Raw genomic sequence first — 26,989 nt, 5'->3', positions numbered from 1 at the left:
CGGCGGGGATCGGGGACGCGCGGCGGGACGTCACGGACGCGGACCGGGAGCGCCGCCCGGCGTCGCGCCCGGTGACCCGTCCGCGGGGGTGTCGGCGAGCGCCGCGAGGATGGCCTCGCCCTGCGCGGGCGAGAGGACCCCGCGTTCGAGGGCCCGCAGGGCCGTCGCGCGTGCCATGCCGAGGTATGCCTGCCGGGTGTCGGGGGCGTCGTGCTGCTCGAGGGCGGCGCGGTGGATGCGGACCGTCCCGGCGTCGCCGCGGGCCACGGGGCCGGTCAGGGCGCCCTCGCCGGCGGACAGTGCGTTCTCGAGCGAGGCCTTCATCAGCGGGCCGAGCATGCGGTCGGGGTGCTGCACCCCGAGGTCGGCGAGGAGCTGCGCCGATTGGGCCGCGATCGTGACGAGGTGGTTCGAGGCGTGGGCGAGGGCCGCGTGGTACAGCGCGCGGGACTCCTCCTCGATGACCACGGGCTCGGCTCCCATCTCGACCACGAGCGCCTGGGCGATCGGCAGCACCGCGGCGGGGGCCGTGATGCCGAACATGCTGTCCGGCAGCCGCCCGAGGTCCAGGCTCAGCCCGGTGAACGTCATGGCCGGGTGGATGGCCAGCGGGATGGCGCCGGCCGCACGCGCGGGCCCGAGCACGGAGGTGCCGTACCGCCCGGAGGTGTGCACCACGAGTTGGCCGGCCTGCCAGGCCCCGAGCCGGGCGAGGCCCTCGACGAGGGTGGGCAGGGTGTCGTCGGGTACGGCGAGCAGGACCAGCTCGGCGCGTTCGATCACGTCCCTGACCTCCAGCACCGGCACCCCGGGCAGCAGGTTCTCAGCGCGCTCGCGGCTGGCCTCGGACACCGCGGAGACGCCGACGACGGCGTGGCCCGCCGAGCGCAGGGCCGCACCCAGGACGGAACCGACCCTGCCGGCTCCGACCACGCCGACGCCGAGCCGGCCGGGGCGCCTCGAGGCGTCAGCGCCGGCCATCGGCGTCCACCCCGCTCCCGCTCGGTGCCGGGACGTAGCGCGGCACGTCCGGCATGACCTCGGGCACGGCCTCGGGCACGGCCTGGGGCTCGATGGTGCCGGCCCCGCCGACACCAGGTGCCGCGCCGCCCCGGGCATCCTCGGGATGATCGCCCGGAGCATCGTCGGGACCGGCGGCGGGGCCCGCTGCCGGAGGTGCGCTTACCGGGACGGGTTTCATCCACTGCTCCGGCCCGCTGCGGCGGCGTGCTTCAGCGGCCCGCGCCGCCTGCCCGTGGAAGAGGTCCCACGCCGTGCCGGAGTCGGCCAGCGCCACGCGTGCGCTGACCGGACCCGGCGTGGTCTGCAGCTGGAGGTCGGACACCCCGAAGCGCCGGGCCAGGGGCCCCTGGTGGAGGGAGAGCGACTGCGTGCGCTCGTGCGGCACGACGACGAGCCGGCGCCACAGCACACCGGAGCGCAGCAGCAGGGCCGTCCCCGTGACCGCGAACCCGTTGCGGCGCCACGCGAAGGGGGCGAGCCAGCGGGCGCGGCGGGGCGTGGTGGCGAACCCCTCGTCGTCGTCGCGGCCCACCAGGCCGGCGGTGAAGACCTCGACGGGGCGCGGCGTCCCGGGCTCGGGGAGCACCAGCGCCAGGGTCTGCAGCACCTCGTCCCAGGTCCCGACGGGCAGCAGCGTGGCACGCGCCTGCCCCTCGGTGGAGGCCGAGAGGCCGTACCCCGCCACGTTCACGGTGACGCGGTACCAGCCCTTGGGGCGCCACAGCGGCGGCTGCACGATGCTGAGCGCCTGGACCCGGCCGGGCGGGACGGTCTGCGACCTCGTGTCGAGCAGGCCGTAGCGCATCCGGATGCCGTCCGGCGACGTGGCGGCACGGAAGTTGTAGCCCGTGTTCAGGGCGGACCAGTAGGCGCCGGCCACGCCGATGAGGATGGGGATGAAGGACGTCGCGATGATCGGGGTGTCCAGGGTGATGCCGAGGGTGATGATCACGGCGGCTGCCAGTACCAGGGCCACGGTGGTCCCGGACAGGGCGACCGCGCCGACCACCCGACCCGGCGGGATCGCCACCACCTCGCGCTCGGGCGCCTCGACGATCGTCCCGGGGTGCTCCGGGTCCTCGGAGACGCCCGCAGCCCGCGCGAGGATCGTGGCGCGCAGCCTCCTGGCGTCGTCGAGCTTCAGAAAGGCGAGCCGGACGGCGGATTCCCCGGCGTCGGCCACCTCGAACTTCAGTTCGGCCAGACCGAAGATCCGGGCGAGGAACGGCTGGACGATGTCGATCGCCTGTACGCGGTCCAGCCTCGCCTGCCGCTGCTGCCGGAAGACGACCCCGGAGTGCACGCGCACGTGCTCGGCCGTCACCTGGTAGCGCGTGAAGTACCAGGAGACGAGGAAGACGGCGGCGACCACCAGGACGACGGCGAGTAGGACCCCGGCGGCGAGCAGGACGCCGACGCCCTCGGGCAGGGGTCCACGGCCCCTCGTCTCGCCCGAGAACATGCCCTCGAACCAGTCCCTGCCGACGAAGTAGAGGATGGCCACCAGGACGATCCAGCCGCGCACCAGCGGCGAGATGAAGTGGACGCGGTGCCAGGCGTCACCGCCCTGACCGCCCGCGTCCGGTTCCTCGGGCCCTGCGGGCGCCGGCAGCGCGTCGGAGGGGTTGTTCATGGAGGTCACAGCCCGGCCAGCCTGGCTTCTCCCCGCGCGGACAGCTGCTCGCGCAGGCGTGCACCCTCCTCGGCCGGGAGTCCCGGGATCAGGGCGTTGGTGGCGGGGGACGCGGTGTGCAGCTTCAGCGTGCAGATCCCGTAGGCGCGCTCCAGGGGCCCGACGGCGACGTCGACGTACTGCATGCGGCCGTAGGGCACCACCAGGGTCCGCTGGAAGAAGACGCCCTGGCGGACGAGGAGGTCGTCGTCGCGCTCCGCGTAGCCGATGGCCGCCACCTGCCGCGGGAGCAGGAGGCCGCGCCAGACGGCGATGACCAGCACGAGGGCCGGGAGCCCCCAGGCCATCCAGTCGGGCGGGAAGGAGTCCCAGACGCCGGTGAGCCGCAGCACCAGCGGGACCGCGGCGAGGACGAGCCAGACCAGGGACCCGATGAGCCACCCGATCAGCCTGACGCGCAGGTACTTCGGCGACACCCTGGACCACTCGAGTCCCGACGGATCGATTGGTTCCCTACGCATATTCCCCCTCGCTGGAGCCCGGAGCGCCCGTGCCGCCGTCGTCGGGCGGGAGCCGGCAGAAGTCCTCGACCACCAGTCCCACCATGATCATGATGATCCCACCCGCCATCAGCGCAGCCGATCCCCAGAGGGGCCCGGTGGTCGAGCGCACCGAGAGCAGTGCCACCTGGTCCACGAAGATCCCCGCGTGCCAGCCCAGGCTCAGCGCACCCGCGTAGGCGCAGGCCTGCGCGAGGACGAGGGTGCGGGTCGCCAGGATGGGATCGAGCGGGCGGTCGTGGTCGCCGTTGCGCCAGCGCAGCACACGCCGGCCGAACACGAGCGTGATCCCGATGATGACCGCCGTCGTCACGAGCGACGTCAGGGGCAGGGTCGGCGTGCCGTAGCCGTTGCGGGTGGCGAGCCAGTTGACCAGCCACCCGACGACTCCGGCCACCACGCCCACCACGGCCAGCCATCGGAACCGAAGGGTGCTCACAGCGTCCTAGACTCCCTCGAAGGGCACCAGGCCCGCAAGGTCCTCGGCGTCGGCCGCGAGCTCCGCGACGGACCGGCCGTCCAGGCGTGCCCCCGCGTCCATCCACGCCCAGGGCTGCAGGACGAAGGCACGGGACGCCGCGCGGGGGTGCGGGATGATGAGCTTCTCGTCGTCGGACGTCCAGGCACCGTAGGTGATGATGTCGACGTCGAGCGTCCGGGGGCCCCAGCGGACGGTGCGCCTGCGGAGGTGGCTGTCCTCGACGGCCTGGCAGTGCGCGAGGAGCTCGTACGGACCGAGGTCCGTCTCCACCTCGATCACCATGTTGAGGTAGTCGGGCTGCTCCGGGCCGCCCACCGGCTTGGTCCGCACCACGGGTGAGACCGCGTGCAGGCGCACGTGGTCGGACTCCACGAGGTCGGCGACGGCCAGCGCCAGGGTGTCGTTGCTGGCGCCGAGGTTGCTGCCGAGGGCGAGCACCGACCGGACGGTGCTGCTCATGCCCGGCTCCGGCGCAGGGTCACGGCCACGTCGCCGAACAGCACCTCGATCGGCGCCTGCGGCTTGTGGACGGTGACGTCCACGGCCGCCACCGGGAAGGACGCGAGGACCGACGCCGCGATGGTCTCGGCGAGGGCCTCGATGAGGCTGAACGGCTCGCCCTCGATGATCCGGTGCACCATGAGGGCGAGCTCGCCGTAGTGGGCGGTCCGGGTGAGGTCGTCGCTGGTACCGGCCGGCCGCAGGTCGAGGTGGAGGACGACGTCGACGACGAACGGCTGCCCGTCGCGGCGCTCGTGGTCGAAGACACCGTGGTACCCGGTGGCGGTGATGCCTTTCAGCACCACGGCGTCGAGGTCCCCCGACGGGGAGCCGGGGCGGACGGGGGCGGCCTGGACGGTCACGGCCGAGGACCGGCGGCCGCGGCGACCTTGACGGCGTCGAGGGTAGCGGCGGGGTCGTGGACGCGCACGCCCCAGGCGCCGGCGGCGGCGGCCAGGGTCGCGACGGCGAGCGACGCGTAACCGCGCTCGCCGGGCGCGGCGACCTTCCCGGCGGAGGTCAGCAGGGTTCCCAGGAACCTCTTCCGCGAGGCGCCGACGAGCACGCGGTGGCCCATCCCCGTGAAGGCGTCGAGGTTGCGGAGGATCTCCCAGTTGTGCTCGTCGGTCTTCGCGAAGCCCAGTCCCGGATCGAGGATGATCCGGTCCGCCGCGACGCCGGCCTCGACGAAGCGGTCCCGCAGGGCGGCGAGCTCGGCCGCCACCTCGGCGACGACGTCGTCGTAGTCGGCCAGCGCGTCCATGGTGGCCGCGGTCCCGCGGCGGTGGGTGAGGATGTACGGGACGCCGCGTTCGGCGACGAGGGCCGGCATGGCGGGGTCGAACTCGGCTCCCGAGATGTCGTTGACGATCGCGGCCCCGGCGTCGAGTGCCTGCCGCGCCGTCTCGGCGTGCATCGTGTCGATGCTCACGAGGGCACCGGCCTTCACGAGCGCCGCGACCACGGGGAGCACGCGGGTGAGCTCCTCCTCCACGGGGACCTGCCGGGCGTTGGGACGGGTGGACTCGCCGCCGACGTCGATGACGTCGGCGCCGCCGTAGTGCATCCGCAGGCCGTGGCCGATGGCGTCGTCGGTGGTCGCGTATCTGCCGCCGTCACTGAAGGAATCGGGCGTGACGTTCAGGATGCCCAGGACGACGGCGCGGTCCGCGGGAAGGTCATGGACGGTCCTGGGTGTACGGACGGGCCGGATGACGGGGAGTGGCGAGGTCGCCGGCCCTGTCCCGGGCGCTGCTGCGAGAGAATCCATCAGGGTGGTCCTACCTTCCGAGTATGAGGCTCATGGCCTCGGCGCGCGTAGCCGTCTCGCGAATCTGTCCGCGCACGGCGGACGTGACGGTCTTCGCGCCGGGCTTCCGCACCCCGCGCATCGACATGCACATGTGTTCGCACTCGATGACGACGATCGCGCCCTTGGGCTTCAGGTGTTCCATCATCGCATCGACGATCTGCGTCGTCAGCCGCTCCTGGACCTGGGGGCGGCGGGCGTACACCTCCACGAGCCGTGCCAGCTTGCTCAGGCCCGTCACGCGACCGTCCACCGAGGGGATGTACCCGACGTGGGCGGCCCCGTGGAACGGGACCAGGTGGTGCTCGCAGGTGGAGTAGAACGGGATGTCCTTGACCAGGACCAGTTCCTGGTGGTCCAGGTCGAAGGAGGTGGAGAGGACCTCCCCGGCGTCCTGGTGGAGACCGGCGAACATCTCCGCGTACGCCTTCGCGACCCGCTTCGGGGTCTCCAGCAGGCCGTCACGGTCGGGATCCTCACCGATCGCCGCGAGGATCTCCCGGACCGCCCGCCGGATGCGGGGCTGGTCCACGGGGGATCCTGTGGCGACCAAGGCGGCATCCACCACTTCGTCGTCGAAATCTGTCACGGGTCGTCTCCCCCTTCATCGGCACTGGCCGCCAGCCCTCTGGCCGGCGGTGGACACTGCGGGACTAGCTGTCCCCGGCCTCCCGGTGGCCTTCGCCCGATGCGGGTGAGGGGAGCTCCGAGCCGTGCACGTCGAAGTCACCGGGCAGGTTCGCGTCCGCGATCTGGTCCTGCGGGGCCACGGACTCGGGCGCGGGCCTGCCGCTCTCGAGCGCCTCGGCGCGTTCCTTCGGTGACGTGACCGGAGGCAGCGAGTGCACGGGGCGGGTCTGCTTGGACAGCCACACCTCGCGCAGCTCGCGCTGCCGGATCGCCGAGAAGACCTCGGCGATCTCGGCCTGGTTGAGCGTCTCGCGCTCCAGCAGTTCCAGGGCGATGCGGTCGAGCACGTCGCGGTTCTCCGTGAGGATCTGGTAGGCCTCGTCGTGCGCGTTGTCGATGAGGCGGCGCACCTCCTCGTCGACCACGAGGGCGATCTGGTCGGAGTAGTCGCGGTCGCTGCCCATGTCACGTCCGAGGAACGGCTCGCCGGCGCCCTGTCCGAGCTTCACGGCGCCGATGCGCTCGCTCATGCCGTACTGCGTGACCATCTTGCGCGCGGTCCCGGTGGCCTTCTCGATGTCGTTCGAGGCGCCGGTGGACGGGTCGTGGAAGACGATCTCCTCGGCCACCCGTCCTCCCATGGCGTAGGCCAGCTGGTCGAGCAGCTCGTTCCTCGTCACCGAGTACTTGTCGTCGCTCGGCATGACCATGGTGTAGCCCAGGGCGCGTCCGCGCGGAAGGATCGTGATCTTCGTGACGGGGTCCGTGTTGCGCAGCGCCGCCGCCACCAGGGCGTGGCCGCCCTCGTGGTACGCCGTGATCTTCCGCTCGAGTTCCTTCATCACGCGGCTGCGCTTCTGCGGGCCCGCGATGACGCGGTCGATGGCCTCGTCCAGTGCGCGGTCGTCGATCAGCTGGGCATTGGAGCGGGCGGTGAGGAGTGCGGCCTCGTTGAGGACGTTCGCGAGGTCGGCGCCCGTGAAGCCGGGGGTCTTCTTCGCCACGGCCTTGAGGTCCACGCCGGACGCCATGGGCTTGCCCTTGGAGTGCACGGAGAGGATGTGTTCGCGCCCCTTCATGTCCGGGGCCTCGACGCCGATCTGGCGGTCGAAACGGCCAGGGCGCAGGAGGGCGGGATCGAGGACGTCGGGGCGGTTGGTCGCCGCGATGAGGATCACGTTGGTGGTGGCGTCGAAGCCGTCCATCTCGACCAGGAGCTGGTTGAGGGTCTGCTCGCGCTCGTCGTTGCCGCCGCCCACGCCGGCACCGCGGTGGCGTCCGACGGCGTCGATCTCGTCGACGAAGATGATGGCGGGAGAGTTGTTCTTGGCCTGCTCGAAGAGGTCACGGACGCGGGACGCACCGACGCCGACGAACATCTCCACGAAGTCGGAGCCCGAGATGGAGTAGAAGGGGACTCCGGCCTCACCGGCGACCGCGCGGGCGAGGAGGGTCTTGCCGGTCCCGGGAGGGCCGTAGAGGAGGACGCCCTTGGGGATCTTGGCGCCGAGCGCCTGGAACTTCGCGGGTTCCTGCAGGAACTCCTTGATCTCGAGCAGTTCCTCGACGGCCTCGTCCGCACCGGCGACGTCGTTGAAGGTCACCTGGGGCATGTCCTTGGAGATCAGCTTGGCCTTGGACTTGCCGAACTGCATGACCTTGGACCCGCCGCCCTGCATGCGGCTGAGGAGGAACCAGAAGATGACGCCGAGGATCAGGATCGGGAAGATGAGGCCGGCGAGGCTGAGCAGCCAGTTGCTCTCGGCGGGCTGGTCGGTGAAGCCGTCGACGTCCGACGCGTTGATGGCGTCGACGATGCCCTCGGCGCGCGCGGTGCTGTAGTAGAACTGGACGCTGCGGCCCTTGTCCTCGTAGTCCTCGCTCAGGGTGAGGTCGACGCGCTGCTCGCCGTCGTAGATCTTCGCCTGCTCGACCCTGTCCTCCTGCAGGAGCCTCAGACCCTCGTCGGTGTCGATCCGGGTGCTGGTGCCGAAGAGACTCGGGAGGACCAGGAGGAGTGCCACGACCGCCAGCACGATCCAGAAGACGGGACCCTTGAAGATGTTCTTGAATGTCATTCGTCTCAGGGCGGCAAGCCCTGTCCCTCCTGCTGATGCAAGTAAAAGTATGCGGGCGCACTGCCACGCGGGTGCCCCGGGGGCACCTCAACATATACACCGTCCGAGATGGAGCACGCGCGGATCGGACCGATAGTTCCCTCTAGGCGTACTGCCCGGCCGTCGCCGGGTGCGTCCTATTCGTAGACGTGCGGTGCGAGCGTGCCGATGAAATCGAGGTTGCGGTACTTCTCCGCGAAGTCGAGGCCGTAGCCCACGACGAACTCGTTGGGGATGTCGTAACCCACGTACTTGACGTCGATCTCCACCTTCGCGGCGTCCGGCTTCCGCAGGAGCGTGCAGATCTCGACGGAGGCAGGGCCCCGGGACAGGAGGTTCGCCTTGAGCCACGACAGGGTCAGGCCGGAGTCGATAATGTCCTCGGCGATCAGCACGTGCTTGCCCATGAGGTCCGTCTCGAGGTCCTTGAGGATCCGCACGACACCCGAGGACTGCGTGCCCGAGCCGTAGGAGGAGACGGCCATCCAGTCCATCGTGATGTGCGAGTGCAGGGCGCGGGCGAGGTCCGCCATGACCATCACGGCGCCCTTCAGGACACCCACCAGGAGGATGTCGCGGCCCTGGTAGTCGGCGTCGATCTGCTGTGCCAGCTCGTTGATCCGCTGCTGGATCTCCTCCTTGGTGTAGAGGACGTGCTTGAGGTCTGACCGGACGTCGTTGGAATCCACCGATTACTCCTGGGTAGGTCGGCGTGAGCGCGTCACACCGGGGCCATCGTTGCTGCCATTGTTACTAAGGACAAGATTGCCATAGCTTGCTTCCCCCCGGAGAACCGCGCGGCCCCGCACCTGGCGGTGGACGCTGACCTTCCCGCCCAGCTGCACCGGGCCGGCGGATCCCCTGCGCTGCAGCAGCGACTCCGCGGCTCGGAGCCGCTCGGAACTCGGCTGGAACGCCCCGAGCTCGAGGGCGGCGAGGGCGAGGACGCGCTGCCTCAGGGCCGCGGGCAATCCCCGCAGTCCGTCCTCCGGGAGGAGCACCGCGCCGCCCTCGCCCGGGATCCGCAGCGAGGCGTACGCCTCGGCGCTCAGCTCCTCCAGGAGGTCCGCGTCCTGCCCGAGGATGCGGGCCGTCCGCGCCAGGGCCTGGGCGATCCCCGGGCCCAGCCGGTCCTCGAGGAAGGGCAGCACCTCGCCCCGCACGCGGGAGCGGGCGAAGGCGGGATCGAGGTTGGACGGGTCGTGCCAGGGGTCGAGGTGGTAGAAGTCGCAGATGGCCTCGGTGTCCGCGCGGCGCAGCTCCAGGAACGGCCGGAGGTAGAAGCCGCGGCGCGCCGGCATCCCTGCGAGGGAACGCGTACCGGATCCGCGGGCGAGGCCCAGCAGCACCTGTTCCGCCTGGTCGTCGAGCGTGTGGCCGAGCAGCACCGCAGCCGCCTCGAGGCGTCCGGCGGCGGCGTCGAGTGCGGCGTAGCGGGCGCTCCGGGCGGCCGCCTCGGGGCCCATCCCGTCGCCGTCCACGGCGACGCGGTGCACCTCGACGGGGTCGAGGCCGAGGCCGCGGGCGGCATCCGCGGCCCACTCCGCCGTCGCGGCACTGCCGGGCTGGAGCCCGTGGTCGACGACGACGGCGCCGACACGGCAGCGCCCGGTCTGTGCGAGGTGCGCGGCCACGGCTGCGAGCGCGAGCGAGTCCGGGCCGCCGCTGCAGGCCACCAGCACGAGAGGAAGCCCCTTGGACGGGAGGGTGGCCTCGGAGGGCGCGGCGCCCGCCGCATCACGGGCCGGTCCTTCCGGCGCGACCGACGTGGCGGTGTCGCCGGATGGTGCGTCCGGCCCGCCGGAGCCGCGTCCGTTCCTGGGCGCGGGTTCGGCGAGGATCCCCTCGAGGCTCGCCACCAGGAGGTTCCGTGCGGTGCCGACGGCGGGAAGCAGCCGCGGGCGCCTACCCATGGCGGTGCAGGCTCATCCTGTCGATCCACTCGTCGGGAGCGTGGATCTCGCGCTCGGTGGGCAGGTGCGATGCCGACTCCCACACCGCGTTGAAGCCGTCCATGCCGGTCTGGCTGACGACCCTCCGCACGAACTTCGAGCCGTCGCTGTACTGACGCATCTTCGCGTCCAGGCCCATGAGCTGCCGGATGACCTTCTCGAGCGGACCGCGGGACTTGCCGCGGGCGTTGAAGCGGCGGCGGATGGTCTTGACGGACGGGACGATGCTCCCGTCCACGCCGTCCATCACGACGTTCGCGTGGCCCTCGAGCAGGCTCATGACGGCGGTGAGGTGGGACAGGCGGGCCTTGTCGTCCGGGTCCTGAAGGATCGACAGGACGCCCAGGTTCTGGGGCGGGGCGCCCTCCGCCGTCGTGCCCTCGCCGCGTGCACGGGCCTTGGCCGCGGTGATGTTCCTGACGACGGCGCCGAGCCGCTCGGAGAGCGTGTCGGCCTTGTCGATCAGCCCGGACGTCAGCTGTCCGATGTGCCCGGTCATGTGGTCCTTCAACCACGGCGCGGCCGCGAACTGCACGCGGTGCGTCTGCTCGTGCAGGCAGACCCAGAGCCGGAAGTCGGAGGGGTCGACGTTCAGTTCGCGCTCCACCGAGATGATGTTCGGTGCCACGAGCATGAGCCGCCCGCCCTGCCCGTTGCGCGAGGGCACGAACGGGTCGTACTGGCCGAGCACCTTGCTGGAGAGGAATGCGAGGATGGCGCCGAGCTGGGCGCCCGTGACGGTGCCGCCGAGGACCAGCGACGCGGACTGCAGGACCTCGGGGCGCAAGGCCGCGAGCTGGTCCAGTGCGGGGTCCATGAGGGTGCGGAAGCTCTGCGAGTTCGCCTTCGCCCAGGAGGCGCGGTCGACGACCAGCAGCTCGGAATCGCGGAGGTCGCGGGCGGCGTCGAGGCGGGAGATGGCATGGACGTGCCCCACCGACGCATCGGCGAGCTCGCGCATGTTCTGGACGGCGCGGGCGATCTCCGCCGGTTTCATGGTGGGACCGGCGGGAGTCAGGGACGCGGCGGTGGAGGCCGCGATGTCCCAGTTGACCAGCTGCGGGCGGGGTACTGCGGACTCGTTCCTGGACATGGGCCTATTCGATCACATCCCGCTGACGAGGGCTCCCAGGGATCGGCAGGGCGGCGACGGCGCAGGATGTGCCCCGTGCGGTCCGCCACCGGGGCTCGCCGGACGGGAGCGACCGGCACGGGTCCGGACAGCCGTGCCGGGCGCGCAGGGAGCACGGAGGCGCAGCGCCGGGACGGCTACCGGCAGCCGCAGCCCGCGAGCACGGCGGCTGCAGTGTCCGCGGCCGCTCGCGCCTCGGCGGTGTTGCCCTCCAGCCCGAGGGCGAGGAAGGAGAACACGAGGAGGCGTCCGTCGGCCGTGACCACGTGCCCCGAGAGCCCGGTGACGGCGTTGAGCGTCCCGGTCTTCGCCCGCACGAGGCCCGCGCCGGCCCTGGCCGGTCCGGCGTCGGGCGTGAAGCGTGCCGCCAGCGTGCCGGTCAGACCGGCGATCGGCAGGGACCGGGCGACGGCGGCGAGCCCCTCCTCCCCCGAGGTGGTGGTCCCGCGGACCAGCGTGGCGAGCTGGTCCGGCGAGACGGCGTTCCGGACGGACAATCCCGCCGCATCCCCGACGAGAAGCCCCTCCTGAGGGACGCCGAGGCGGGCGGCCGCGGCGGTGAGTGCCTCGGTGGCCCCTCCGAAGGACGCCGGGCGCCCGCTGTCGAGGGCGGCGATCCGCGCCAGTGCCTCGGCCAGGTAGTTGTCGGAGATCTCCAGCATGCGGCGCACCTGATCCTCCAGCGGTGCCGACTCGACGGCGGCCAGCGCCTCGGCGTCGTCGGGCGCCGTCGAGCGCTGCACCTCGGGCAGCACGGTGATGCCTCGCTCCGCCGCGGCGGGGACGAGGGCCGCCGCGAAGAGACGCGCCGCGTCGAGGGCTGCATCCTGGGAGCGTGGCCCGGCGGTGCGCCCCTCCTCGAGCCAGGCGGAATTGACCGCGAGCGGATGCAGCGGGGCGATCTCCCCGGCCTCGATGTCCCCCTGCGCCCAGGTGGGGTTCAGGGTCGCGCCGGCGAACAGGGTGTCGTCCAGGTACACGGAGTACGGCCCGGAACCGTCGGGGAGGGCCGCAGCGGCGTCGGCTGCGAGCGTCCCCAGCCCCGCCCGCCCGACGACGGCGGCAGGATCGGAGGTGCCCGAGCCGAGGAGGACGTCGCCGCCCCCGCGCAGGTAGAGATCTCCCGCCTCGGCCTCGGACGCCAGGACCGACGTCGTCAGCGTGTCCCCGGGCTGCCCGAAGGTCAGGGCGGCGACGGCGGTGAACAGCTTGATGTTCGACGCCGGGGGCTGCACGCGCCCGGCGTCCCGCGTGTACAGGACGCTGCCGTCCGAGGAGTCGACGACGGTGCCCGCGAAGCTGCCCGGACCCGCAAGCTGCAGGGCTGCGTCGAGCTCCGCACCGAGGACCGCCGGGGCGGGTGCGGGGGCCGACGGTGAGAGCGCGGGGACGACGTCGGGCACGGCCACGGCCGTGGGCGGGACCTGCAGCGCCGGGACGACGGGCGGTTCCACCGGAGGCGGCGGGTTCACGGCCGCCAGGACGTGCGGCATGACGTGGGTGGTGACGGGCACCGCGACGGCCGCCATGACCAGGACCAGGAGGAGACCGGTCAGCAGGCGGAGCGCGCGCACGGGAGGTCCTTTCTCGAGGTTTCGCGGGGCAGCACCGAAACCGGGCGGAAATGCCCGGGTACCGGCGGCCGACCGATATGTTAGGGCTGACGATTAAACAGTAGACCGGCGCGGCTCTCCTCCCCGAAGGGCGCGGCCGCAGCCGGTCCCCCATAGACCCACCCCCAGGAGTTGCCATGAGAATCGACGTCACCATCGAGATCCCGAAGGGCTCACGCGTCAAGTACGAGATCGACCACGACACCCACCGGCTGCGCCTCGACCGTGTCCTGTTCACGTCCATGCAGTACCCCACGCACTACGGCTACTTCGAGAACACGCTCGGCGAGGACGGCGACCCGCTGGACGCGCTCGTGCTGCTCCAGGACTTCGACCTGATCCCGGGCGTCCTGGTCGAGTCCCGGCCCATCGGCGTCTTCAACATGACCGACGACGGCGGCGGAGACGCGAAGGTCCTCTGCGTGCCCGTCGACGCCCGCTTCGAGCACATCAAGGACCTGTCGGACGTCTCCGACTTCCTGCTCGACGAGATCAAGCACTTCTTCACGAAGTACAAGGACCTCGAGCCGGGCAAGTGGGTGGAAGCCGCCGAGTGGGCCGGCCGTGAGGAGGCCGAGGCCGAGGTCGAGGCGTCGCTCAAGCGCTTCAAGGAGGTCGGCGAGGGCAGCGCACAGGACGAGCCGCAGGGCCGTTCCGTGGACGTCGAGGCGAAGAACGCCACCGAGACGCCCGAGGGCCGCTAGTACCCGAGGCGCCGCAAGCAGCTCAGCACCGGGCTCCCGCACATCACGGATGGGCGGGAGCCCCGTGCATCCGGGGGCAGCCGGCGCTCCGGTTCACGGAACGGACTGCCGGGCGCGCGGAATATCAACGCAAATGAGTTGAGAAGCAGGGCCCGGCGTCCATACTGATGCCATGCACTACGTCCTGACCATCAACCAGCGCGACTCGCGCGAGGTGGGCGACCTCGTGGAGGACCTGCTCAAGGCACTGCGCCACCTGCCCACCGTGATCCCGTTCCAGCGCTCGGTGGGCGACGAGGTGCAGGGCGTCGTCGGCTCGGCGACCACGGCCGTCGACGCCGCGCTGCGCGCCGTCCGCTACCGGCGCTGGCACGTGGGGATCGGCGTCGGCGGGCTCACGCCCCCGGTGCCCGAGCGGATCGTCGACGCCCAGGGCTACGGGCTGGTCTACGCGCGCCGGGCGGTGGACCGGGCACGCAAGACAGGTGAGCGGGTCCCGCTGGCGGTCGAGGGGCCCGACGGCGGGATCGCCGCGGAGGCGGAGGCGGTCCTCCGGCTGCTCGGGCAGATCGTCTCCACACGCACCGACGCGGAGTGGGCCGTGCTCGACCTCATGACGCCGGGCGCGCGGGGGCAGCAGAAGTACGTGGCCCAGGAACTCGGCATCACCACGCAGGCCGTGAGCCGCGCCGTCGTCCGGTCGCACTGGATCGAGGAGTGGGCCACGCGGCCCGCCGCCGCCCGCCTGCTGGATCTGACCCACGGACCGGCGTCGCTCCCCGAGGCGAGCCTCGCGTACTGAACCATCACCCCGGCCGGCCGCCGGCCGCGGCCCGGAAGGGCCGGACGTCAGACCAGCGAGCGCAGCACCTTCGCCGCGCCGTCGTCGAGCACGCTGCCCGTGACCTCGGAGGCGATGGAACGGACCTCCTCCGGAGCCTGCCCCATCGCGACCCCGCGGCCGGCCCACTGGAGCATCTCGACGTCGTTGCGGCCGTCGCCGACCGCCACGGTGAGGCCGGGATCCGTCCCGAGGCTCCGGCGGAGGGACTCCAGGGCCGTGGCCTTCGTGACGCCTGCGGCCGCGATGTCGAGCCAGGCGGTCCAGCCCACCGAGTAGGTCACCCCGTGCAGCCCGATCGCCGCGACGGCGTGGCCGAACTCCTCGGCCGAGGAGTCGGTGCTGAAGACGACCACGCGCACGGCGCGGCTCTCGAGCATCTCCTCGAAGTCCACGTTCTGCGCCTCGGAGCCGAAGCTCGCGTCCTGGAAGCTCTCGGTGGACAGGAACCTGCCGCGGTCGTCCTCGAGGGCGTACTTGGCGGAGGGGAGCCGTTCGCGCAGCGCGGTCAGGGCGGGCCTCGGGTCGAAGGTGACGCGCTCGAGGACCTCGAAGCCTCCGGGCAGGTCCGCATCGATCCTGAGCGTCACCCCGCCGTTGGAGCACACCGCGTGCCCCCGGGTGATGCCGAGGAGTCCGATGACGGGCAGCGTGGCCCCGAGGGACCGCCCGGTGGCGATGATGACGTCGTGGCCGGCCTCGATGACCGCCCGCACGGAATCACGGACCTCCTCCGTCATGGACCCCTCGTGGTCCACGAGGGTGCCGTCGACGTCGAGGGCGATGAGGTGGTGCTTGCGGTTCTCCGGCCGGTCGTCGGTGCCGACGTTGCTCAAGGTACTCATACCTCAGTGAACCAGACGCCGCCGACGCCCTGCTAGCGCGGCACCGATACCGGGAAGGTTTCCATCCCGTTGAGATAAGGACGCAGCGCCGCCGGCACCGTGACCGAGCCGTCGGCGTTCTGGTGGTGCTCGAGGATCGCCACGATCCAGCGCGTGGTCGCGAGCGTGCCGTTGAGGGTGGCGACGGCGCGTGTCCCCTTCTGCCCCTCGCCCTCCTGGCGCTCGCGGATGTTCAGGCGCCGTGCCTGGAAGGTGGTGCAGTTGGAGGTCGAGGTCAGCTCGCGGTAGTCGCCCTGCGTGGGGACCCAGGCCTCGCAGTCGAACTTGCGGGCCGCGGACATCCCGAGGTCGCCCGCCGCCGTGTCGATCACGCGGTAGGGCAGTTCGACCTTCGCGAGCATCTCCTCCTCCCAGGCGAGGAGGCGCTCGTGCTCGGCGGCGGCGTCCTCGACGGTGGTGTACGTGAACATCTCCACCTTGTTGAACTGGTGCACACGGATGATGCCGCGGGTGTCCTTGCCGTGCGAGCCCGCTTCCCGGCGGTAGCAGGAGGACCAGCCCGCGTAGCGGACAGGGCCGGCGGTGAGGTCGATGATCTCGTCGGAGTGGTATCCGGCGAGGGCCACCTCGGAGGTACCCACGAGGTAGAGGTCGTCCGCCTCGAGCCGGTAGATCTCGGCGTCGTGGGCGATGTCGAAGCCGGTGCCCTGCATGGTCTCGGGGCGCACGAGCGTGGGGGTGATCATGGGGGTGAAGCCGGCCGTGATCGCCTGGTCCATGGCCATCTGCAGCAGCGCGATCTCGAGCCGGGCACCGACGCCCTTGAGGAAGTAGAAGCGGGATCCGGAGACCTTCGCGCCGCGCTCCATGTCGATGGCGCCGATCAGCTCGCCGATCTCGAGGTGGTCGCGGGGCTCGAAGCCCTCGGCGGCGAAGTCCCGTGGGGTGCCGACGGTCTTGACGACCACGTAGTCGTCCTCGCCGCCCTCGGGCGCGCCGTCCTGCACGAGGTTCGGCAGCTTGCGCAGCAGCGCCTCCTGCTCGGCCTTGGCCTCCTCGGACCCGGCGGAGGCGGCCTTGACGGCCGCGGCGAGCTCCTTCACCTCGGCCAGGAGGGCCTGCTTCTCCTCGCCCCGGGCCTGCGCCACCCTCTTGCCGAAGGCGTTCTGCTCGGCGCGGAGCGTCTCGTAGGAGGTGACCGACTCGCGGCGCCGGGTGTCCGCCGCGAGGACGGCGTCCACGAGGGACTCGTCCGCCCTGCGGGCGCGCTGCGATGCTCGGAACTGCTCGGGATTCAGGCGGAGGTCGTTTACGTCGATCACACGCCCAAGACTACCCAAGCCCGCGGGCCCGCCTGCCCGGCCGGGCGGTCCCGCTATTGTGGATGACCATGCGCCGCAAACTGCTCGCCGGTACCGCCGCGGCGTCCGCCGCCGCCGCGTCCCTCCAGAGCTACTGGTCGGTCCGGCGGCTCCAGCAGACCCGCACCCCCACCGCCTCAGTCCACGAGCCGACGCCGGTGCCCGAGGGCCCGCAGCGGGTCGCCTTGGTGCTGAATCCCTCGAAGCTGCAGGCCGCCGCCACGCGGGCGCTCGTGGAACAGGCCTGCTCGGACGCAGGCTGGGATCCTCCCCTGGTCCTGGAGACCACCATCGAGGACCCGGGGACGGGCCAGGCCGCCCGGGCGCTCGAGGCCGGGGCCGACGTCGTCCTCGCGGCGGGCGGCGACGGCACGGTGCGCGCCGTGGCGCAGGTCCTCGCGCACGGCCCGACGGCGCTGGGGCTGCTGCCCCTCGGCACCGGGAACCTGCTGGTGCGCAACCTCGGCCTGCCCTACAACGATGTGGCCGGCTGCCTCCGCCTCGCGCTGCATGGCCACGAGCGCCGGATCGACATGGCGCGGATCAGCCTGCGCAACGACCGCACGCAGGTCACCGCCGAGCACCCGTTCCTGGTGATGGGCGGCGTGGGCTTCGACGCCAGCGTGATGACCGACGCGAAACAGGACCTCAAGGAGAAGTTCGGGTGGCTCGCCTACAGCGAGGCGGGCGTCCGGCACCTGCCCGGCCGCCGGCGCCGGATCTCCATCAGCCTGGACGGCCAGCCGCCCCAGAGCCGCAAAGTCCGCAGCCTGCTCGTGGCGAACTGCGGGAAACTGCCGGCGGGCGTGGACTTCGTGCCGGATGCGGTGATCGACGACGGCTACCTCGACGTCGTGGTGCTCAGCCCGCGCAGTCTCCTCGGCTGGACGTGGATGGCCGCGAAGATCCTCCTGCGGCACCGCGGGGGTATCCCCGTCATCAGCTACTACCGTGCCCGGGAGGTCACCATGTGGTCCGGTGACCCGATCGCCACGCAGCTCGACGGTGACCCCTCGGGGTCCGTCACCACGATGACGGCCCGCGTGGACCCCCACGCGCTGACGGTGCGGGTGCCGGCGGCGGCGCCGGGACCGTCCGCGTTCCCTTCGGAGGCGGCAGGGCCCCGCCTGCAGGCACTCCGGACCTGGCAGCGGCGGATGCTGCGCCGTTCCTAGCGCAGCATCCGGCCCGTCCTAGCGGTCGGTGTCGGTGTACCCGCCCTGGCCCTCCGGCTCGTCCACGACGGGCTTGTCCATGTCGGTGTACTCGCCCTCCTCCGCAGGATCCTGCGCGGAGGTGTAGCCGCCGGAGCCGCCGACGGGCTCGGCGCTCGTGTAGGTGCCGTCCTCCTCGGCCGCATCGATGTCGTCCTGCGTGCGGTCGGCGCGGCCGGCCTGCTGGTTGATGAGGGCCTGCTCCTCGGCGAAGCGCACGTCGTTGCCCTGGTCGCCGAGGTCGCCCCGCCAGTTCGGGTCCGACGTCGAGCCGTCGCCCTCGTTGCGGTTGACGTCGCCCTCGTCGGGGTTGACGATGTGTCCTCCATGAGCCTTCTCGGTCATGATTCTGCCTTTCGTCGAAGGATGCGCTCCTTGATGGGCGCCCGCTGCCAGCGTACTGACGAACGGGGTGGTTGGAAATGTGCGGGTTCAGTCGCGCAGGAGCTCCTGCACGGCCTTCTCGGAGGCCGAGTAGGTGGTGATCGGGATGACCTCGCCGCTCATGAACCTGTCGACGAGCCGGGGGTCCACGTAGGAGCTCCGGGCCACGGTGGGGGTGTTGCCGAGGTGGTCGGCGACGGCCTTCATGGTGGCGCTGACGGCTTTCTGGCGGGCCGTCCGGCTCGTCGCCTTGATGTCCTCCTTGGCGAGGGCCATCGCGGCGACGACGGTGGCCTGCCAGGTCCTGAAGTCCTTGGCCGTGAACGGCCCGCCGGTGACCTGCCGGAGGAACTCGTTGAGGAGCGAGCCGTCCACGTGGTGCCACTTGCCGTCGTCGCTCTGGTAGGCGAGCACGGTGTCGGCGTCCTCGCGTTCCAGCATGGGACGCAGCGCATCAGCGAGGTCCTCGTCCTCCAGCACGGTGTCCCAGTGCTGCCCGCTCTTGCCGGGGAAGTCGAACGCGACCGTGTGCCCGTCGATGCTGCAGTGCTCCACGAGGAGCGTCGTGACGCCGAAGGACCCGTTGGCCTCCGCGTACTGGGCGGAGCCGATCCTCAGTGCGCCGGAGTCCACGATCCGCAGTGCCGCGGCGAAGGCGCGCTCCCTCGAGAGGCCGTCGCTGCGCAGGTGCTGGGTGATGGCACGGCGGGCGCTCGGGAGCTTGGCACCGAAGTCCAGCGCGCGGTCGAACTTCTCGCGGTCCTTCTGCTCGCGCCAGGCCGGGTGGTACATGTACTGGCGCCGCCCGGCGTCGTCCGTCCCGATGGCCTGCACGTGCCCGTTGGGATAGGGCGCGATCCACACGTCCTTCCACGCCGGCGGGATCACGAGGTCGCGGATGCGCCCGATCTCGTCGCGGTCCTGCAGCAGTTCGCCGTTCGGCGCCCGGTAGCTGAAACCCTTGCCGTGGCGGCGTCGGGTGATGCCGGGCCTGCGCGTGTTGCTGCGGCGCAATCGAGCCATCGTGGAACCAGCCTTCAGTAGGAGGACCTTCGATAGTAAGCCTACTGTGCTTTACGTCTTGCCGGTGGGGCATCCGCCGCAGGACCGAGGATGCTTGCGAGCCACGCGTCGGCGGCCCCGAAGGCGTCGTCGGAGGTGTGGCGTTCGACGGCCGGTGAGCGGCGGTCGGCCCGGGCATAGGACCCGAGGAACCGCAGCCCGGGACTGATGCGGTGCAGTCCCTTCAGCGCGTCGGCGACACGGGCGTCCTCGACATGGCCGTCGGCATCGACGCTGAAGAAGTAGTCGCCGAGGAACTGGCCCGTGGGGCGCGACTCGATGCGGCTGAGGTTCACCCCCCGCGCGGCGAACTGGTCCAGGATCTGCATCAGGGCTCCGGGGTGGTCCTCGGGCAGCGGGATCACGAGCGTGGTCTTGTCCGCCCCCGTGCGCGGCGGCACGGCATCCGGCCTGCCCACGAGGATGAACCGCGTGACGGCGTCCGTGACGTCCCCGATGTCCAGGGCCAGGACGGCCAACCCGAGGCGCTCGGCCACGAGCGGGGAACAGATCGCGGCGTCGTACCCGGCAGCCCGGAGGGCGTCATGGCCATCGTCGTGGGCCTGCCCGTCGGCCAGCCCGTAGGCGGCGGCCGCGGTGGAGGACGCGGGGAGGTATTCCGCGTCCGGCACATGGGCATCGACCCAGGTCCGGCACTGTGCCCAGGCGTGGCCGTGCGTGGCGATGCGTCGGACGCCGTCGAGCGACGCCCCCGGCCGCGCCGCGAGCACGAAGGTGATGGGCACGAGTTCCTCGCGCAGGATGCGCAGCGGCTCTCCGACGGCGATGGCGTCGAGCGTGGCGCTCACACCGCCCTCCACGGAGTTCTCGATGGGCACCATCGCGGCGTCCACGTCTCCGGCACGGACGGCCTCGAGCGCTGCGCCGACGGTCGACGACGGGACGCGGCGGGCAGCTGCGGCGCCGGGCACCTGCAGGAGGGCGGCCTCGGTGAAGGTGCCCTCCGGTCCCAGGTAGGCGAAGGAGGAACGGGACGGACCGGTCACAGGACGGTGGGCTCGGCGCCCGTCTCGGACACCATCGGCTTGCCGGCCTCGAGCCAGGCTCCCATGCCCCCGCTCACGTTGATGGCCGTGTAGCCGTTGCCCTCGAGCCACTCGGCAGCACGCTGGGACCGTCCGCCGGACCGGCAGATGACGTGCAGGTCCTCGTCCGGGTCCAGCTCCTCGAGCCGTGCGGGGAGCTGGTCGAGCGGGATGTGCACGGCGCCGTCGGCGTGGCCGGCCTCCCACTCGTAGTCCTCGCGGACATCGAGGATCCGCGCATCACTGGGCACGGCGGTCACCGGGACGTTCTGGGGTTCACTCATGCGCCTACCTTTTCACGGTCCGGCGTGGCACCGCCATCACCACCACGTCGGGCAGCGCGCACCGGGCTCCTATAGTTGTCCTTGTCGTCCCGTCAGGGCCTGAGGCGCGATGAGCCGGCGACAGCCCGCTGCCGACTGGAGCCCCATGAGTGAACTGCACGAACTCTCAGCACTCACCCTCCGGGACGCGCTGGCGCGCGGGGCCGTCGGTGCGCGCGAGGTCACGGAGCACTTCCTCCGGCGGATCGACGCGATGAACCCGGAACTCGGCTCGTTCATCACCGTCACGCACGACGACGCCCTGCGGGCCGCCGACCATGCCGACCGCCTGCGCGCCTCCGGGGTGGCCCTCGGTCCGCTGCACGGCGTGCCGCTGGCGCACAAGGACCTCACCGACGTGGCGGGCGTGAGGACCACGCTCGGCACGGCCGCGCTGGATCACGCCGTCGCCGAGAAGGATGCACCCCTGGCCGCGGTGCTGCGGCGCTCCGGTGCCATCAGCCTCGGCAAGACCCAGGTCCCGGAGTTCGGGCTGAGCTGCTACAGCGAGAACCGCATAGCGCCCCCGGCCCGCAACCCCCTCGACCCGCGCCTCAGCCCTGCCGGCTCCTCGGGCGGCAGCGCGGCCGCGGTGGCCGCCCGGATGATCCCGTTCGCGCCCGGGACCGACGGCGGCGGATCCATCCGCATCCCCGCCGCCGCCACCGGGCTGGTGGGGCTGAAGCCGAACCGGGGACGCGTGCCCTCCGGCTCCGGGCAGGCTGACCTCGGGCAGTTCGTGGTCGCCGGCCCCCTGGCCCACTCGGCCGTGGACGCCGGGCTGCTCCTCGACGCCCTGGTGCGCGAGCCCAACTACCGGCCCACGAGTGCCGCCTCCCGATATCCCGGGTCCTTCACCGAGGCGGCCCTGCGCGGCGAGGGCCGCTTCCGCATCGGTGTCAGCACGGCCTCCCCGTTCGCCGCCGCGATGGACATCAGCCTGGACAGTGCCGCGACCGACGCGTTCTCGGCCGGGATCGAGGTGCTGCAGCGGGCCGGCCACGACGTCGTGGACGCGGACCTGCGCTACGACGCCCGCTACCACGACGCCTTCCAGCTCGTCTGGACCGCGGGACTCGCCGCGGCGCCCATCCCCGAGGACCGCGAGGACCGGCTGACGGACATCACGCGCGTGCTGCGTCGCCGCGCCATGGGCCGGACCGCCGCACAGCTCGCCGGTGCCGTCGAGGTGCTGCGGCAGTTCGAGCAGGACACGATCGAGCAGTACTCCCGCTACGACATGGTCCTGACCCCCGCGGTGGCCATGACGCCCCGCCCGATCGGCTGGTACACCGACGCCGACGGCGACACCGACTACCTCCGGCAGTGCCTGTACTCGCCGTACACCTCCATGGTGAACGTGTGCGGCCTGCCCGCCGTGACCGTGCCCACACTGCTCCTCCCGGACGGCCTGTCCATGAGCGTGCAGCTCATCGGCCGTCCCGGCGAGGAGGCCCAGCTACTCGCGGCGACCGCGCAGATCGAGGCCCTCCTGCAGCGGCCCGATGTTTTGCGCTTCTCCCACCCGAGCGGCACCATGGAGTAAGTGAGCACCACCAAGCAGACCCCCGCCGCCGGCGGGAAGACGTTCCTCGGTCACCCGCGAATGCTGGCGAACCTCTTCAGCGTGGAACTGTGGGAGCGGTTCTCGTTCTACGGCATGCAGGCGCTGCTGCTGTACTACATGACCTACTCCGTGGCCGAGGGCGGCCTCGCGTTCGACGGGACCACGGCGGCCGGGCTCGTCGGAGCCTACGGCGGGGGCGTGTACCTCTCGACCATCCTCGGCGCCTGGCTCGCCGACCGCGTCCTCGGGTCCGAGCGCGTGCTGTTCTACTCCGCGATCATCATCATGTGCGGCCACATCGCCCTGGCACTGCTGCCGGGCGTGGTGGGCCTCACGATCGGCCTCGTGCTGGTCGGGATCGGTTCGGGCGGCCTGAAGGCCAACGCCTCGTCCCTCGTCGGCACGCTCTACGCTCCCGGCGACGAGCGCCGCGATGCGGGCTTCTCCATCTTCTACATGGGCATCAACATCGGCGCCCTCGTGGGTCCGCTGCTCACCAACCTCGCGTGGGACACCTACGGCTTCCACGTGGGCTTCGGCCTGGCCGCCATCGGGATGGCCGCGGGGCTCGTGCAGTACGGCCTCACCCGCAAGAACCTCCCCGACGCCGCCCACGAGGTCGAGAACCCCCTGCCCCGCACCGCCTATCCGCGCTGGATCGGCATCGCAGCGGCCTTCGTGGTGATCGTCGGCGTGGTCCTCGCCACGGGCCTGCTCGACGCCGGGAACCTGGCCAACGTCATGGCCTACACCGCGATCGTGGCGACCATCGCCTACTTCGCCGTCATCCTGACCAGCAGCAAGGTCACGCCCGTGGAACGGCGCCGCGTCTACTCCTTCATGCCGCTGTTCATCGCCAGCGCCGCCTTCTGGTCGCTGTTCCAGCAGCAGTTCACGGTCGTCGCGCTGTACTCGGAGAGCCGGCTCGACCGGAACCTCTTCGGCTGGGAGATGCCCCCGGGCATGGTGCAGTCGATCAACCCGATCTTCATCATCGTCTTCGCGGGCGTCTTCGCCACCGTCTGGACGCGCCTGGGCAGCCGCCAGCCGTCGTCGCCCCTGAAGTTCTCCTTCGGCCTGATCGTGATGGGCCTCGCCTTCCTCGCGTTCATCCCCTTCGCCGGGGGCGGGCCGAACAGCACGCCGCTGATCGGCCTGGCCGCGATCCTGCTGCTGTTCACCTGGGCCGAGCTGTTCATCTCCCCCATCGGCCTGTCCGTGACCACCAAGCTGGCACCGGAGGCCTTCCGCACCCAGATGCTGGCCCTGTTCTTCCTCTCCATCTCGCTCGGCACCACCGTCTCCGGGCTCCTCGCCGGCTTCTACTCCGAGGCGAACGAGGTGCCGTACTTCGCGTTCAGCGGTATCACCGCGATCGTCCTCGGCGGTGCCCTCATCGCGGGCGCCCCGGCCATCCGGAAGGCCATGAGCGGGGTCCGGTAGCAACACCCCCGTACCGCACACGGCAGGGCCCGCCCGGCACCCCGGGGCGGGCCCTGTTGCGTGCGCGCCGCCGATCCCACAGACTTCTACCCACCGGTAACTTCCGTGCCGGCAGCAGCAGATGCACCCCGGATCGAAGGAGATCGCGTGCCGAACCTCGCCAACAATCTCGTGGCCACCGCGACGAGGAGCCCCTCGGCCGTGGCCATCAAGCTCGACGACGTCGAGGTCACCTTCGGCGCCCTCGAGGCGCTCAGCCAGAAGGTGGCGACGATCCTCGCGGAGCAGGGCGTGGGGCGGGGTGACCGGGTCGCACTCGTGATGCCCAATATCCCGCAGATGGCATTCGTCTACTACGGTGTGCTGCGGGCCGGCGCCGTCGTGGTCCCCCTGAACCCGCTCCTCAAGGGACGCGAGGTGGCCTACCACCTGACCGACTCCGGGGCCCGCCTCGTCTTCGCCTGGGAAGGCGTCCTCGCGGAGGCACAGGCAGGTGCCGAGGAGTCGGGCGCCGGAACCGGCAAGGACGTCGTCGTCATCCCGGTGGACAGCGGCGCCTTCATGCAGCGCGTCGCCGGCGCCGAGCCCACACCCGGGGTGGTGGAGCTCGACGGCGAGGACACCGCCGTCGTCCTGTACACCTCCGGTACCACCGGGCGCCCCAAGGGGGCCACCCTCTCCCACACGAACCTCTCGCGGAACACGGAGATCTCACGCGACCTCATGGGCACCAGCGAGGGCGAGGTGCTCTTCGGCGGCCTGCCGTTCTTCCACATCTTCGGGCAGACCTGCGCGCTCAACGCCGCCGTCCTCACCGGTGCCACGGTGACGCTCCTGCCGCGGTTCGAGCCGGGTAAGGCGCTCGAGATCATCGCCCGGGACCGCGTCACGATCTTCGAGGGCGTCCCCACGATGTACATCGCGATGCTGCGCCACCCGGGCGTCACGGACACCGACCTCTCCTCCGTCCGGGTGGCCGTCTCGGGCGGGTCGGCGCTGCCGGTCGAGGTGCTGCACGAGTTCGAGCGCGTTTTCGGGGCGGACCTGCTGGAAGGGTACGGCCTGTCCGAGACCTCGCCGATCGTGAGCTTCAACCGGGTGGGCCACCTCCGCAAGCCCGGCTCCATCGGCACGCCCGTGGACGGCGTCGAGGTGCGCATGCTCGACCCCGAGGGCAACGAGGTGCCGCAGGGCGAGGTCGGCGAACTGGCCGTGCGCGGGCACTGCGTCATGAAGGGCTACTGGGAGAACCCGGACGCCACGGAGGCGGCCATCCCCGACGGCTGGTTCCGCACCGGGGACCTCGCGCGGGTGGACGAGGACGGGCTGCTGTTCATCGTGGACCGCAAGAAGGACGTGATCCTGCGCGGCGGCTACAACGTGTACCCGCGCGAGGTCGAGGAGGTGCTGTACGAGCACCCCGCCGTCGCGGAGGCCGCCGTGATCGGCGTGCCGGACGACCTGCACGGTGAGGAGATCGTGGCCGTCATCGGCATCAAGGCCGAGCACGTACCGGCCGACGACGACGCCCGCGAGGCGCTCGGTGCCGAGATCGTGGGGTTCGCCAGGGAGCGCGTGGCCGCCTACAAGTACCCTCGGCGCGTGGTGCTCGTGGACGCCCTGCCCAAGGGCCCCACCGGCAAGATCCTCAAGCGCGAGATCAAGGTCTAGCCCGGGCGGTTCGCACCGAAGACGCCGTACACCTGCGCGGCGGCCTCCTCCATCAGAGCCCCGGCCCCCTGGATCAGCTCGTCGAGCGCCATGGGGCCGGTGGCGATGGAGAACGCCGCCGCCAGACCGGCGTCCTGCACCTCCGCCGCCGTGAGCTGCACGCGTCCGGCGATGGCCACCACCGCGCATCCCGCCGGGGCGTTCCCGACCACGGCCTGCACCACCTTCCCGCCGAGGGACTGCGCGTCCAGGGACCCCTCCCCCGTGAGGACGAGGTCCGCGTCGGCGAGCGCCGCGGACAGCCCGACGGCATCCGCCACCAGGGCCGAGCCGGGCACGATCTCCGCGCCGAGGAACGGCACGAGCACGGCCGGCAGCCCGCCGGCGGCACCCGCACCGGGCACCTCGAGCACCGCCACGCCGGTGGCCTCCTCCACGATGCGCGCGAGGTGCGCCAGGCCCGCGTCGAGCACGACGACGTCGTCGGGCGTCGCGCCCTTCTGCGGGCCGAAGACGGCGGCGGCGCCGCGCGGTCCGCACAGGGGGTTGTCGACGTCCACGGCGATGCGCCAGCGGACGGACCGGGCACGGGGGTGGAGGTCGGTGGTGTCGATCGAGGCCAGCGCCGCCAGTGCCCCTCCGCCGGGCGGCAGGGGGTCGCCGTCGCGGTCGAGGAACCGTGCACCGAGGGCGGACAGGAGCCCGGCGCCGCCGTCGGTGGTCGCGGATCCGCCGATGCACAGGAGGATCTCCTCCGCGCCGTCGTCGAGCAGCCGGGCGGCGATCTCGCCGACGCCGTAGCTCGTGGCGGTGAGGGCGTCGAGGGGGAGGTCGGCCACGAGGGGCAGGCCGTTGGCCTCCGCCGCCTCGAGGACGCCCATCGTCCGGGGGATGCCGGAGGTCCCGGACGACGAGATGCCGTAGCGGGCGCTGCGCGCCCGGCCCGCGGCATCATGGCAGGCCGTGGTCCGCGGTTCGACGGACCAGGCGGTCAGGAGCGCGTCCAGCGTCCCCTCGCCGCCGTCGGCCAGCGGGGCCAGCACGACGCGCGGCGCCGGGTGGCCCAGGCGTGCAGCCGCGGCCCTGACACCTCCGGACATGGCGAGGGCAGCCTCCGCTGCGGGGAGGCTGCCCTTGAGGGAGTCCGGCGCGAGGACGATCCGGAGCGGACGCTGGGGTGCTGGTGCGATCACCCCTTCACCCTAGCCGCGGTGGCCGGGGTCGCGGTCGATCCCCGTCATGGGCCGTCAGGCGACGGACCCGCCGCCGTTGTCGGCTTCGAAGCCAGGGGCTATCTCGTCCTCGGTGCCGGGGCCGCCGTAGCCGCCGGCATCCTGCTCCTCGAGCTTGCCGGCCTTCTCCGCGCCCTGCTCCTCGGGGTCTCCGGTGGGGGTGTCGCTGGGATTCTCGCTCATGGTGGTACCTTCCGTCATCCGTCCGCCCCCGGCTGGGTGCTGATACTCAGCTTACTGATGATCCCGGGGTGGGCAACGGCCGGCCCGATAGCCGTCCTCACCACCCGATCACTACCGGTTCCGGCCGTGGCGGGTGTAATCGCGCGCGTTCTTTGGCATGCT

Annotated in this window: 27 protein-coding genes; 6 read left to right on the top strand and 21 right to left on the bottom strand. The window is 71.7% G+C overall.

Going from position 1 to position 26,989, the window contains the following annotated elements:
* Positions 1-30: 30 nt before the first annotated feature.
* The 13 genes from CI785_RS11820 to dacB form a co-directional block, all read right to left on the bottom strand.
* Entirely contained in the window at positions 31-981 is a 951-nt protein-coding gene (locus tag CI785_RS11820; RefSeq protein ID WP_105032299.1) for a Rossmann-like and DUF2520 domain-containing protein, read from the bottom strand.
* Entirely contained in the window at positions 968-2,656 is a 1,689-nt protein-coding gene (locus tag CI785_RS11815) for a PH domain-containing protein (protein WP_105032658.1), read from the bottom strand. Before CI785_RS11815 ends, CI785_RS11820 begins: the two co-directional genes overlap by 14 nt.
* Positions 2,657-2,661: 5 nt before the next feature.
* A complete protein-coding gene (locus CI785_RS11810) occupies positions 2,662-3,177 on the bottom strand; it encodes a PH domain-containing protein (protein WP_105032298.1) in 516 nt (171 codons plus the stop codon).
* Positions 3,170-3,655, bottom strand: a complete 486-nt coding sequence (locus tag CI785_RS11805) for a DUF3180 domain-containing protein (protein WP_105032297.1) — start codon at positions 3,653-3,655, stop codon at positions 3,170-3,172. Before CI785_RS11805 ends, CI785_RS11810 begins: the two co-directional genes overlap by 8 nt.
* A 6-nt stretch (positions 3,656-3,661) precedes the next feature.
* Complete coding sequence (gene folK, locus CI785_RS11800) at positions 3,662-4,156, bottom strand: 2-amino-4-hydroxy-6-hydroxymethyldihydropteridine diphosphokinase (protein ID WP_105032296.1); 495 nt, start codon at positions 4,154-4,156, stop codon at positions 3,662-3,664.
* The gene (gene folB, locus CI785_RS11795; protein ID WP_105032295.1) at positions 4,153-4,560 is read right to left on the bottom strand and encodes a dihydroneopterin aldolase; all 408 of its coding nucleotides are present in this window, start codon (positions 4,558-4,560) and stop codon (positions 4,153-4,155) included. The genes folK and folB overlap by 4 nt, the downstream gene beginning before the upstream one ends.
* Complete coding sequence (folP, locus tag CI785_RS11790) at positions 4,557-5,468, bottom strand: dihydropteroate synthase (RefSeq protein ID WP_105032294.1); 912 nt, start codon at positions 5,466-5,468, stop codon at positions 4,557-4,559. The genes folB and folP overlap by 4 nt, the downstream gene beginning before the upstream one ends.
* A gap of 10 nt (positions 5,469-5,478) precedes the next feature.
* Positions 5,479-6,096 carry a GTP cyclohydrolase I FolE gene (gene folE, locus CI785_RS11785; protein ID WP_205753620.1) on the bottom strand — a complete coding sequence of 206 codons (618 nt, stop codon included), beginning with the start codon at positions 6,094-6,096 and terminating at the stop codon, positions 5,479-5,481.
* Between the two features lie 64 nt (positions 6,097-6,160).
* Positions 6,161-8,215 (bottom strand): ATP-dependent zinc metalloprotease FtsH, encoded by a 2,055-nt coding sequence (gene ftsH / locus CI785_RS11780; RefSeq protein ID WP_105032292.1) that lies wholly within the window; start codon positions 8,213-8,215, stop codon positions 6,161-6,163.
* A 176-nt stretch (positions 8,216-8,391) separates the two neighbouring features.
* Complete coding sequence (hpt, locus tag CI785_RS11775) at positions 8,392-8,943, bottom strand: hypoxanthine phosphoribosyltransferase (RefSeq protein WP_105032291.1); 552 nt, start codon at positions 8,941-8,943, stop codon at positions 8,392-8,394.
* A gap of 3 nt (positions 8,944-8,946) precedes the next feature.
* A complete protein-coding gene (tilS, locus tag CI785_RS11770; protein ID WP_105032290.1) occupies positions 8,947-10,167 on the bottom strand; it encodes a tRNA lysidine(34) synthetase TilS in 1,221 nt (406 codons plus the stop codon).
* Positions 10,160-11,299, bottom strand: a complete 1,140-nt coding sequence (locus CI785_RS11765) for a zinc-dependent metalloprotease (RefSeq protein WP_105032289.1) — start codon at positions 11,297-11,299, stop codon at positions 10,160-10,162. Before CI785_RS11765 ends, tilS begins: the two co-directional genes overlap by 8 nt.
* A gap of 176 nt (positions 11,300-11,475) precedes the next feature.
* Positions 11,476-12,912 (bottom strand): D-alanyl-D-alanine carboxypeptidase/D-alanyl-D-alanine endopeptidase, encoded by a 1,437-nt coding sequence (gene dacB, locus CI785_RS11760; RefSeq protein ID WP_240615171.1) that lies wholly within the window; start codon positions 12,910-12,912, stop codon positions 11,476-11,478.
* A 176-nt stretch (positions 12,913-13,088) separates the two neighbouring features.
* Between dacB and CI785_RS11755 the strand changes: the two genes are divergently transcribed.
* Together CI785_RS11755 and CI785_RS11750 are read left to right on the top strand one after the other, a co-directional pair.
* Positions 13,089-13,655 carry an inorganic diphosphatase gene (locus CI785_RS11755; protein WP_105032288.1) on the top strand — a complete coding sequence of 189 codons (567 nt, stop codon included), beginning with the start codon at positions 13,089-13,091 and terminating at the stop codon, positions 13,653-13,655.
* 172 nt (positions 13,656-13,827) lie between these two features.
* Complete coding sequence (locus CI785_RS11750; RefSeq protein ID WP_105032287.1) at positions 13,828-14,457, top strand: hypothetical protein; 630 nt, start codon at positions 13,828-13,830, stop codon at positions 14,455-14,457.
* Between the two features lie 47 nt (positions 14,458-14,504).
* Here CI785_RS11750 and CI785_RS11745 read toward each other — a convergent pair whose 3' ends face one another.
* Both CI785_RS11745 and serS read right to left on the bottom strand, forming a co-directional pair.
* Complete coding sequence (locus CI785_RS11745; protein WP_105032286.1) at positions 14,505-15,341, bottom strand: HAD family hydrolase; 837 nt, start codon at positions 15,339-15,341, stop codon at positions 14,505-14,507.
* A gap of 32 nt (positions 15,342-15,373) precedes the next feature.
* Positions 15,374-16,663, bottom strand: a complete 1,290-nt coding sequence (gene serS / locus CI785_RS11740) for a serine--tRNA ligase (protein WP_105032285.1) — start codon at positions 16,661-16,663, stop codon at positions 15,374-15,376.
* A 68-nt stretch (positions 16,664-16,731) separates the two neighbouring features.
* Here serS and CI785_RS11735 point away from each other — a divergent pair, with 68 nt between their 5' ends.
* Positions 16,732-17,877, top strand: coding sequence for a diacylglycerol/lipid kinase family protein (locus CI785_RS11735; RefSeq protein WP_105032284.1), 1,146 nt, complete (start codon positions 16,732-16,734; stop codon positions 17,875-17,877).
* 18 nt (positions 17,878-17,895) lie between these two features.
* On the opposite strand, the gene CI785_RS11730 is transcribed toward CI785_RS11735, so the two are convergent.
* The 4 genes from CI785_RS11730 to CI785_RS11715 form a co-directional block, all read right to left on the bottom strand.
* Positions 17,896-18,261 carry a hypothetical protein gene (locus CI785_RS11730; protein WP_105032283.1) on the bottom strand — a complete coding sequence of 122 codons (366 nt, stop codon included), beginning with the start codon at positions 18,259-18,261 and terminating at the stop codon, positions 17,896-17,898.
* 87 nt (positions 18,262-18,348) lie between these two features.
* On the bottom strand, positions 18,349-19,323 hold the full coding sequence (locus CI785_RS11725; protein ID WP_105032282.1) for a DNA topoisomerase IB: 975 nt from the start codon (positions 19,321-19,323) through the stop codon (positions 18,349-18,351).
* A 41-nt stretch (positions 19,324-19,364) separates the two neighbouring features.
* Positions 19,365-20,369, bottom strand: coding sequence for a prephenate dehydratase (gene pheA, locus CI785_RS11720; protein ID WP_105032281.1), 1,005 nt, complete (start codon positions 20,367-20,369; stop codon positions 19,365-19,367).
* Positions 20,366-20,692: a rhodanese-like domain-containing protein gene (locus CI785_RS11715; protein ID WP_105032280.1), complete on the bottom strand. Its 327-nt coding sequence runs from the start codon at positions 20,690-20,692 to the stop codon at positions 20,366-20,368. Before CI785_RS11715 ends, pheA begins: the two co-directional genes overlap by 4 nt.
* Before the next feature lie 145 nt (positions 20,693-20,837).
* Between CI785_RS11715 and CI785_RS11710 the strand changes: the two genes are divergently transcribed.
* From CI785_RS11710 to CI785_RS11700, 3 genes are all read left to right on the top strand, one after another.
* A complete protein-coding gene (locus CI785_RS11710) occupies positions 20,838-22,277 on the top strand; it encodes an amidase (RefSeq protein ID WP_105032279.1) in 1,440 nt (479 codons plus the stop codon).
* On the top strand, positions 22,278-23,741 hold the full coding sequence (locus tag CI785_RS11705; protein WP_276308027.1) for a peptide MFS transporter: 1,464 nt from the start codon (positions 22,278-22,280) through the stop codon (positions 23,739-23,741).
* Between the two features lie 147 nt (positions 23,742-23,888).
* Positions 23,889-25,412, top strand: a complete 1,524-nt coding sequence (locus CI785_RS11700; protein ID WP_105032278.1) for a long-chain-fatty-acid--CoA ligase — start codon at positions 23,889-23,891, stop codon at positions 25,410-25,412.
* Here the strand turns inward: CI785_RS11700 and CI785_RS11695 are convergent.
* Positions 25,409-26,605 (bottom strand): glycerate kinase, encoded by a 1,197-nt coding sequence (locus CI785_RS11695; protein WP_240615170.1) that lies wholly within the window; start codon positions 26,603-26,605, stop codon positions 25,409-25,411. The two genes, CI785_RS11700 and CI785_RS11695, sit on opposite strands and share 4 nt — an antisense overlap.
* A 54-nt stretch (positions 26,606-26,659) precedes the next feature.
* A complete protein-coding gene (locus CI785_RS17125; RefSeq protein ID WP_157940248.1) occupies positions 26,660-26,827 on the bottom strand; it encodes a hypothetical protein in 168 nt (55 codons plus the stop codon).
* Between the last annotated feature and the right edge of the window lie 162 nt (positions 26,828-26,989).

Source organism: Arthrobacter ruber (genome assembly GCF_002954225.1).
Lineage (GTDB): Bacteria > Actinomycetota > Actinomycetes > Actinomycetales > Micrococcaceae > Arthrobacter_D > Arthrobacter_D ruber.
This window is presented reverse-complemented; position numbering and strand designations above follow the sequence as displayed.

What these genes read in the sequence shown, in the direction of transcription:
- CI785_RS11820 (WP_105032299.1), bottom strand. Translation starts at nt 981, where the DNA reads ATGGCCGGCGCTGACGCCTCGAGGCGCCCCGGCCGGCTCGGCGTCGGC.
- CI785_RS11815 (WP_105032658.1), bottom strand. Translation starts at nt 2,656, where the DNA reads ATGAACAACCCCTCCGACGCGCTGCCGGCGCCCGCAGGGCCCGAGGAA.
- CI785_RS11810 (WP_105032298.1), bottom strand. Translation starts at nt 3,177, where the DNA reads ATGCGTAGGGAACCAATCGATCCGTCGGGACTCGAGTGGTCCAGGGTG.
- folK (WP_105032296.1), bottom strand. Translation starts at nt 4,156, where the DNA reads ATGAGCAGCACCGTCCGGTCGGTGCTCGCCCTCGGCAGCAACCTCGGC.
- folP (WP_105032294.1), bottom strand. Translation starts at nt 5,468, where the DNA reads ATGGATTCTCTCGCAGCAGCGCCCGGGACAGGGCCGGCGACCTCGCCA.
- ftsH (WP_105032292.1), bottom strand. Translation starts at nt 8,215, where the DNA reads ATGACATTCAAGAACATCTTCAAGGGTCCCGTCTTCTGGATCGTGCTG.
- tilS (WP_105032290.1), bottom strand. Translation starts at nt 10,167, where the DNA reads ATGGGTAGGCGCCCGCGGCTGCTTCCCGCCGTCGGCACCGCACGGAAC.
- CI785_RS11765 (WP_105032289.1), bottom strand. Translation starts at nt 11,299, where the DNA reads ATGTCCAGGAACGAGTCCGCAGTACCCCGCCCGCAGCTGGTCAACTGG.
- CI785_RS11755 (WP_105032288.1), top strand. Translation starts at nt 13,089, where the DNA reads ATGAGAATCGACGTCACCATCGAGATCCCGAAGGGCTCACGCGTCAAG.
- CI785_RS11750 (WP_105032287.1), top strand. Translation starts at nt 13,828, where the DNA reads ATGCACTACGTCCTGACCATCAACCAGCGCGACTCGCGCGAGGTGGGC.
- CI785_RS11745 (WP_105032286.1), bottom strand. Translation starts at nt 15,341, where the DNA reads ATGAGTACCTTGAGCAACGTCGGCACCGACGACCGGCCGGAGAACCGC.
- CI785_RS11735 (WP_105032284.1), top strand. Translation starts at nt 16,732, where the DNA reads ATGCGCCGCAAACTGCTCGCCGGTACCGCCGCGGCGTCCGCCGCCGCC.
- CI785_RS11730 (WP_105032283.1), bottom strand. Translation starts at nt 18,261, where the DNA reads ATGACCGAGAAGGCTCATGGAGGACACATCGTCAACCCCGACGAGGGC.
- CI785_RS11725 (WP_105032282.1), bottom strand. Translation starts at nt 19,323, where the DNA reads ATGGCTCGATTGCGCCGCAGCAACACGCGCAGGCCCGGCATCACCCGA.
- CI785_RS11715 (WP_105032280.1), bottom strand. Translation starts at nt 20,692, where the DNA reads ATGAGTGAACCCCAGAACGTCCCGGTGACCGCCGTGCCCAGTGATGCG.
- CI785_RS11710 (WP_105032279.1), top strand. Translation starts at nt 20,838, where the DNA reads ATGAGTGAACTGCACGAACTCTCAGCACTCACCCTCCGGGACGCGCTG.
- CI785_RS17125 (WP_157940248.1), bottom strand. Translation starts at nt 26,827, where the DNA reads ATGAGCGAGAATCCCAGCGACACCCCCACCGGAGACCCCGAGGAGCAG.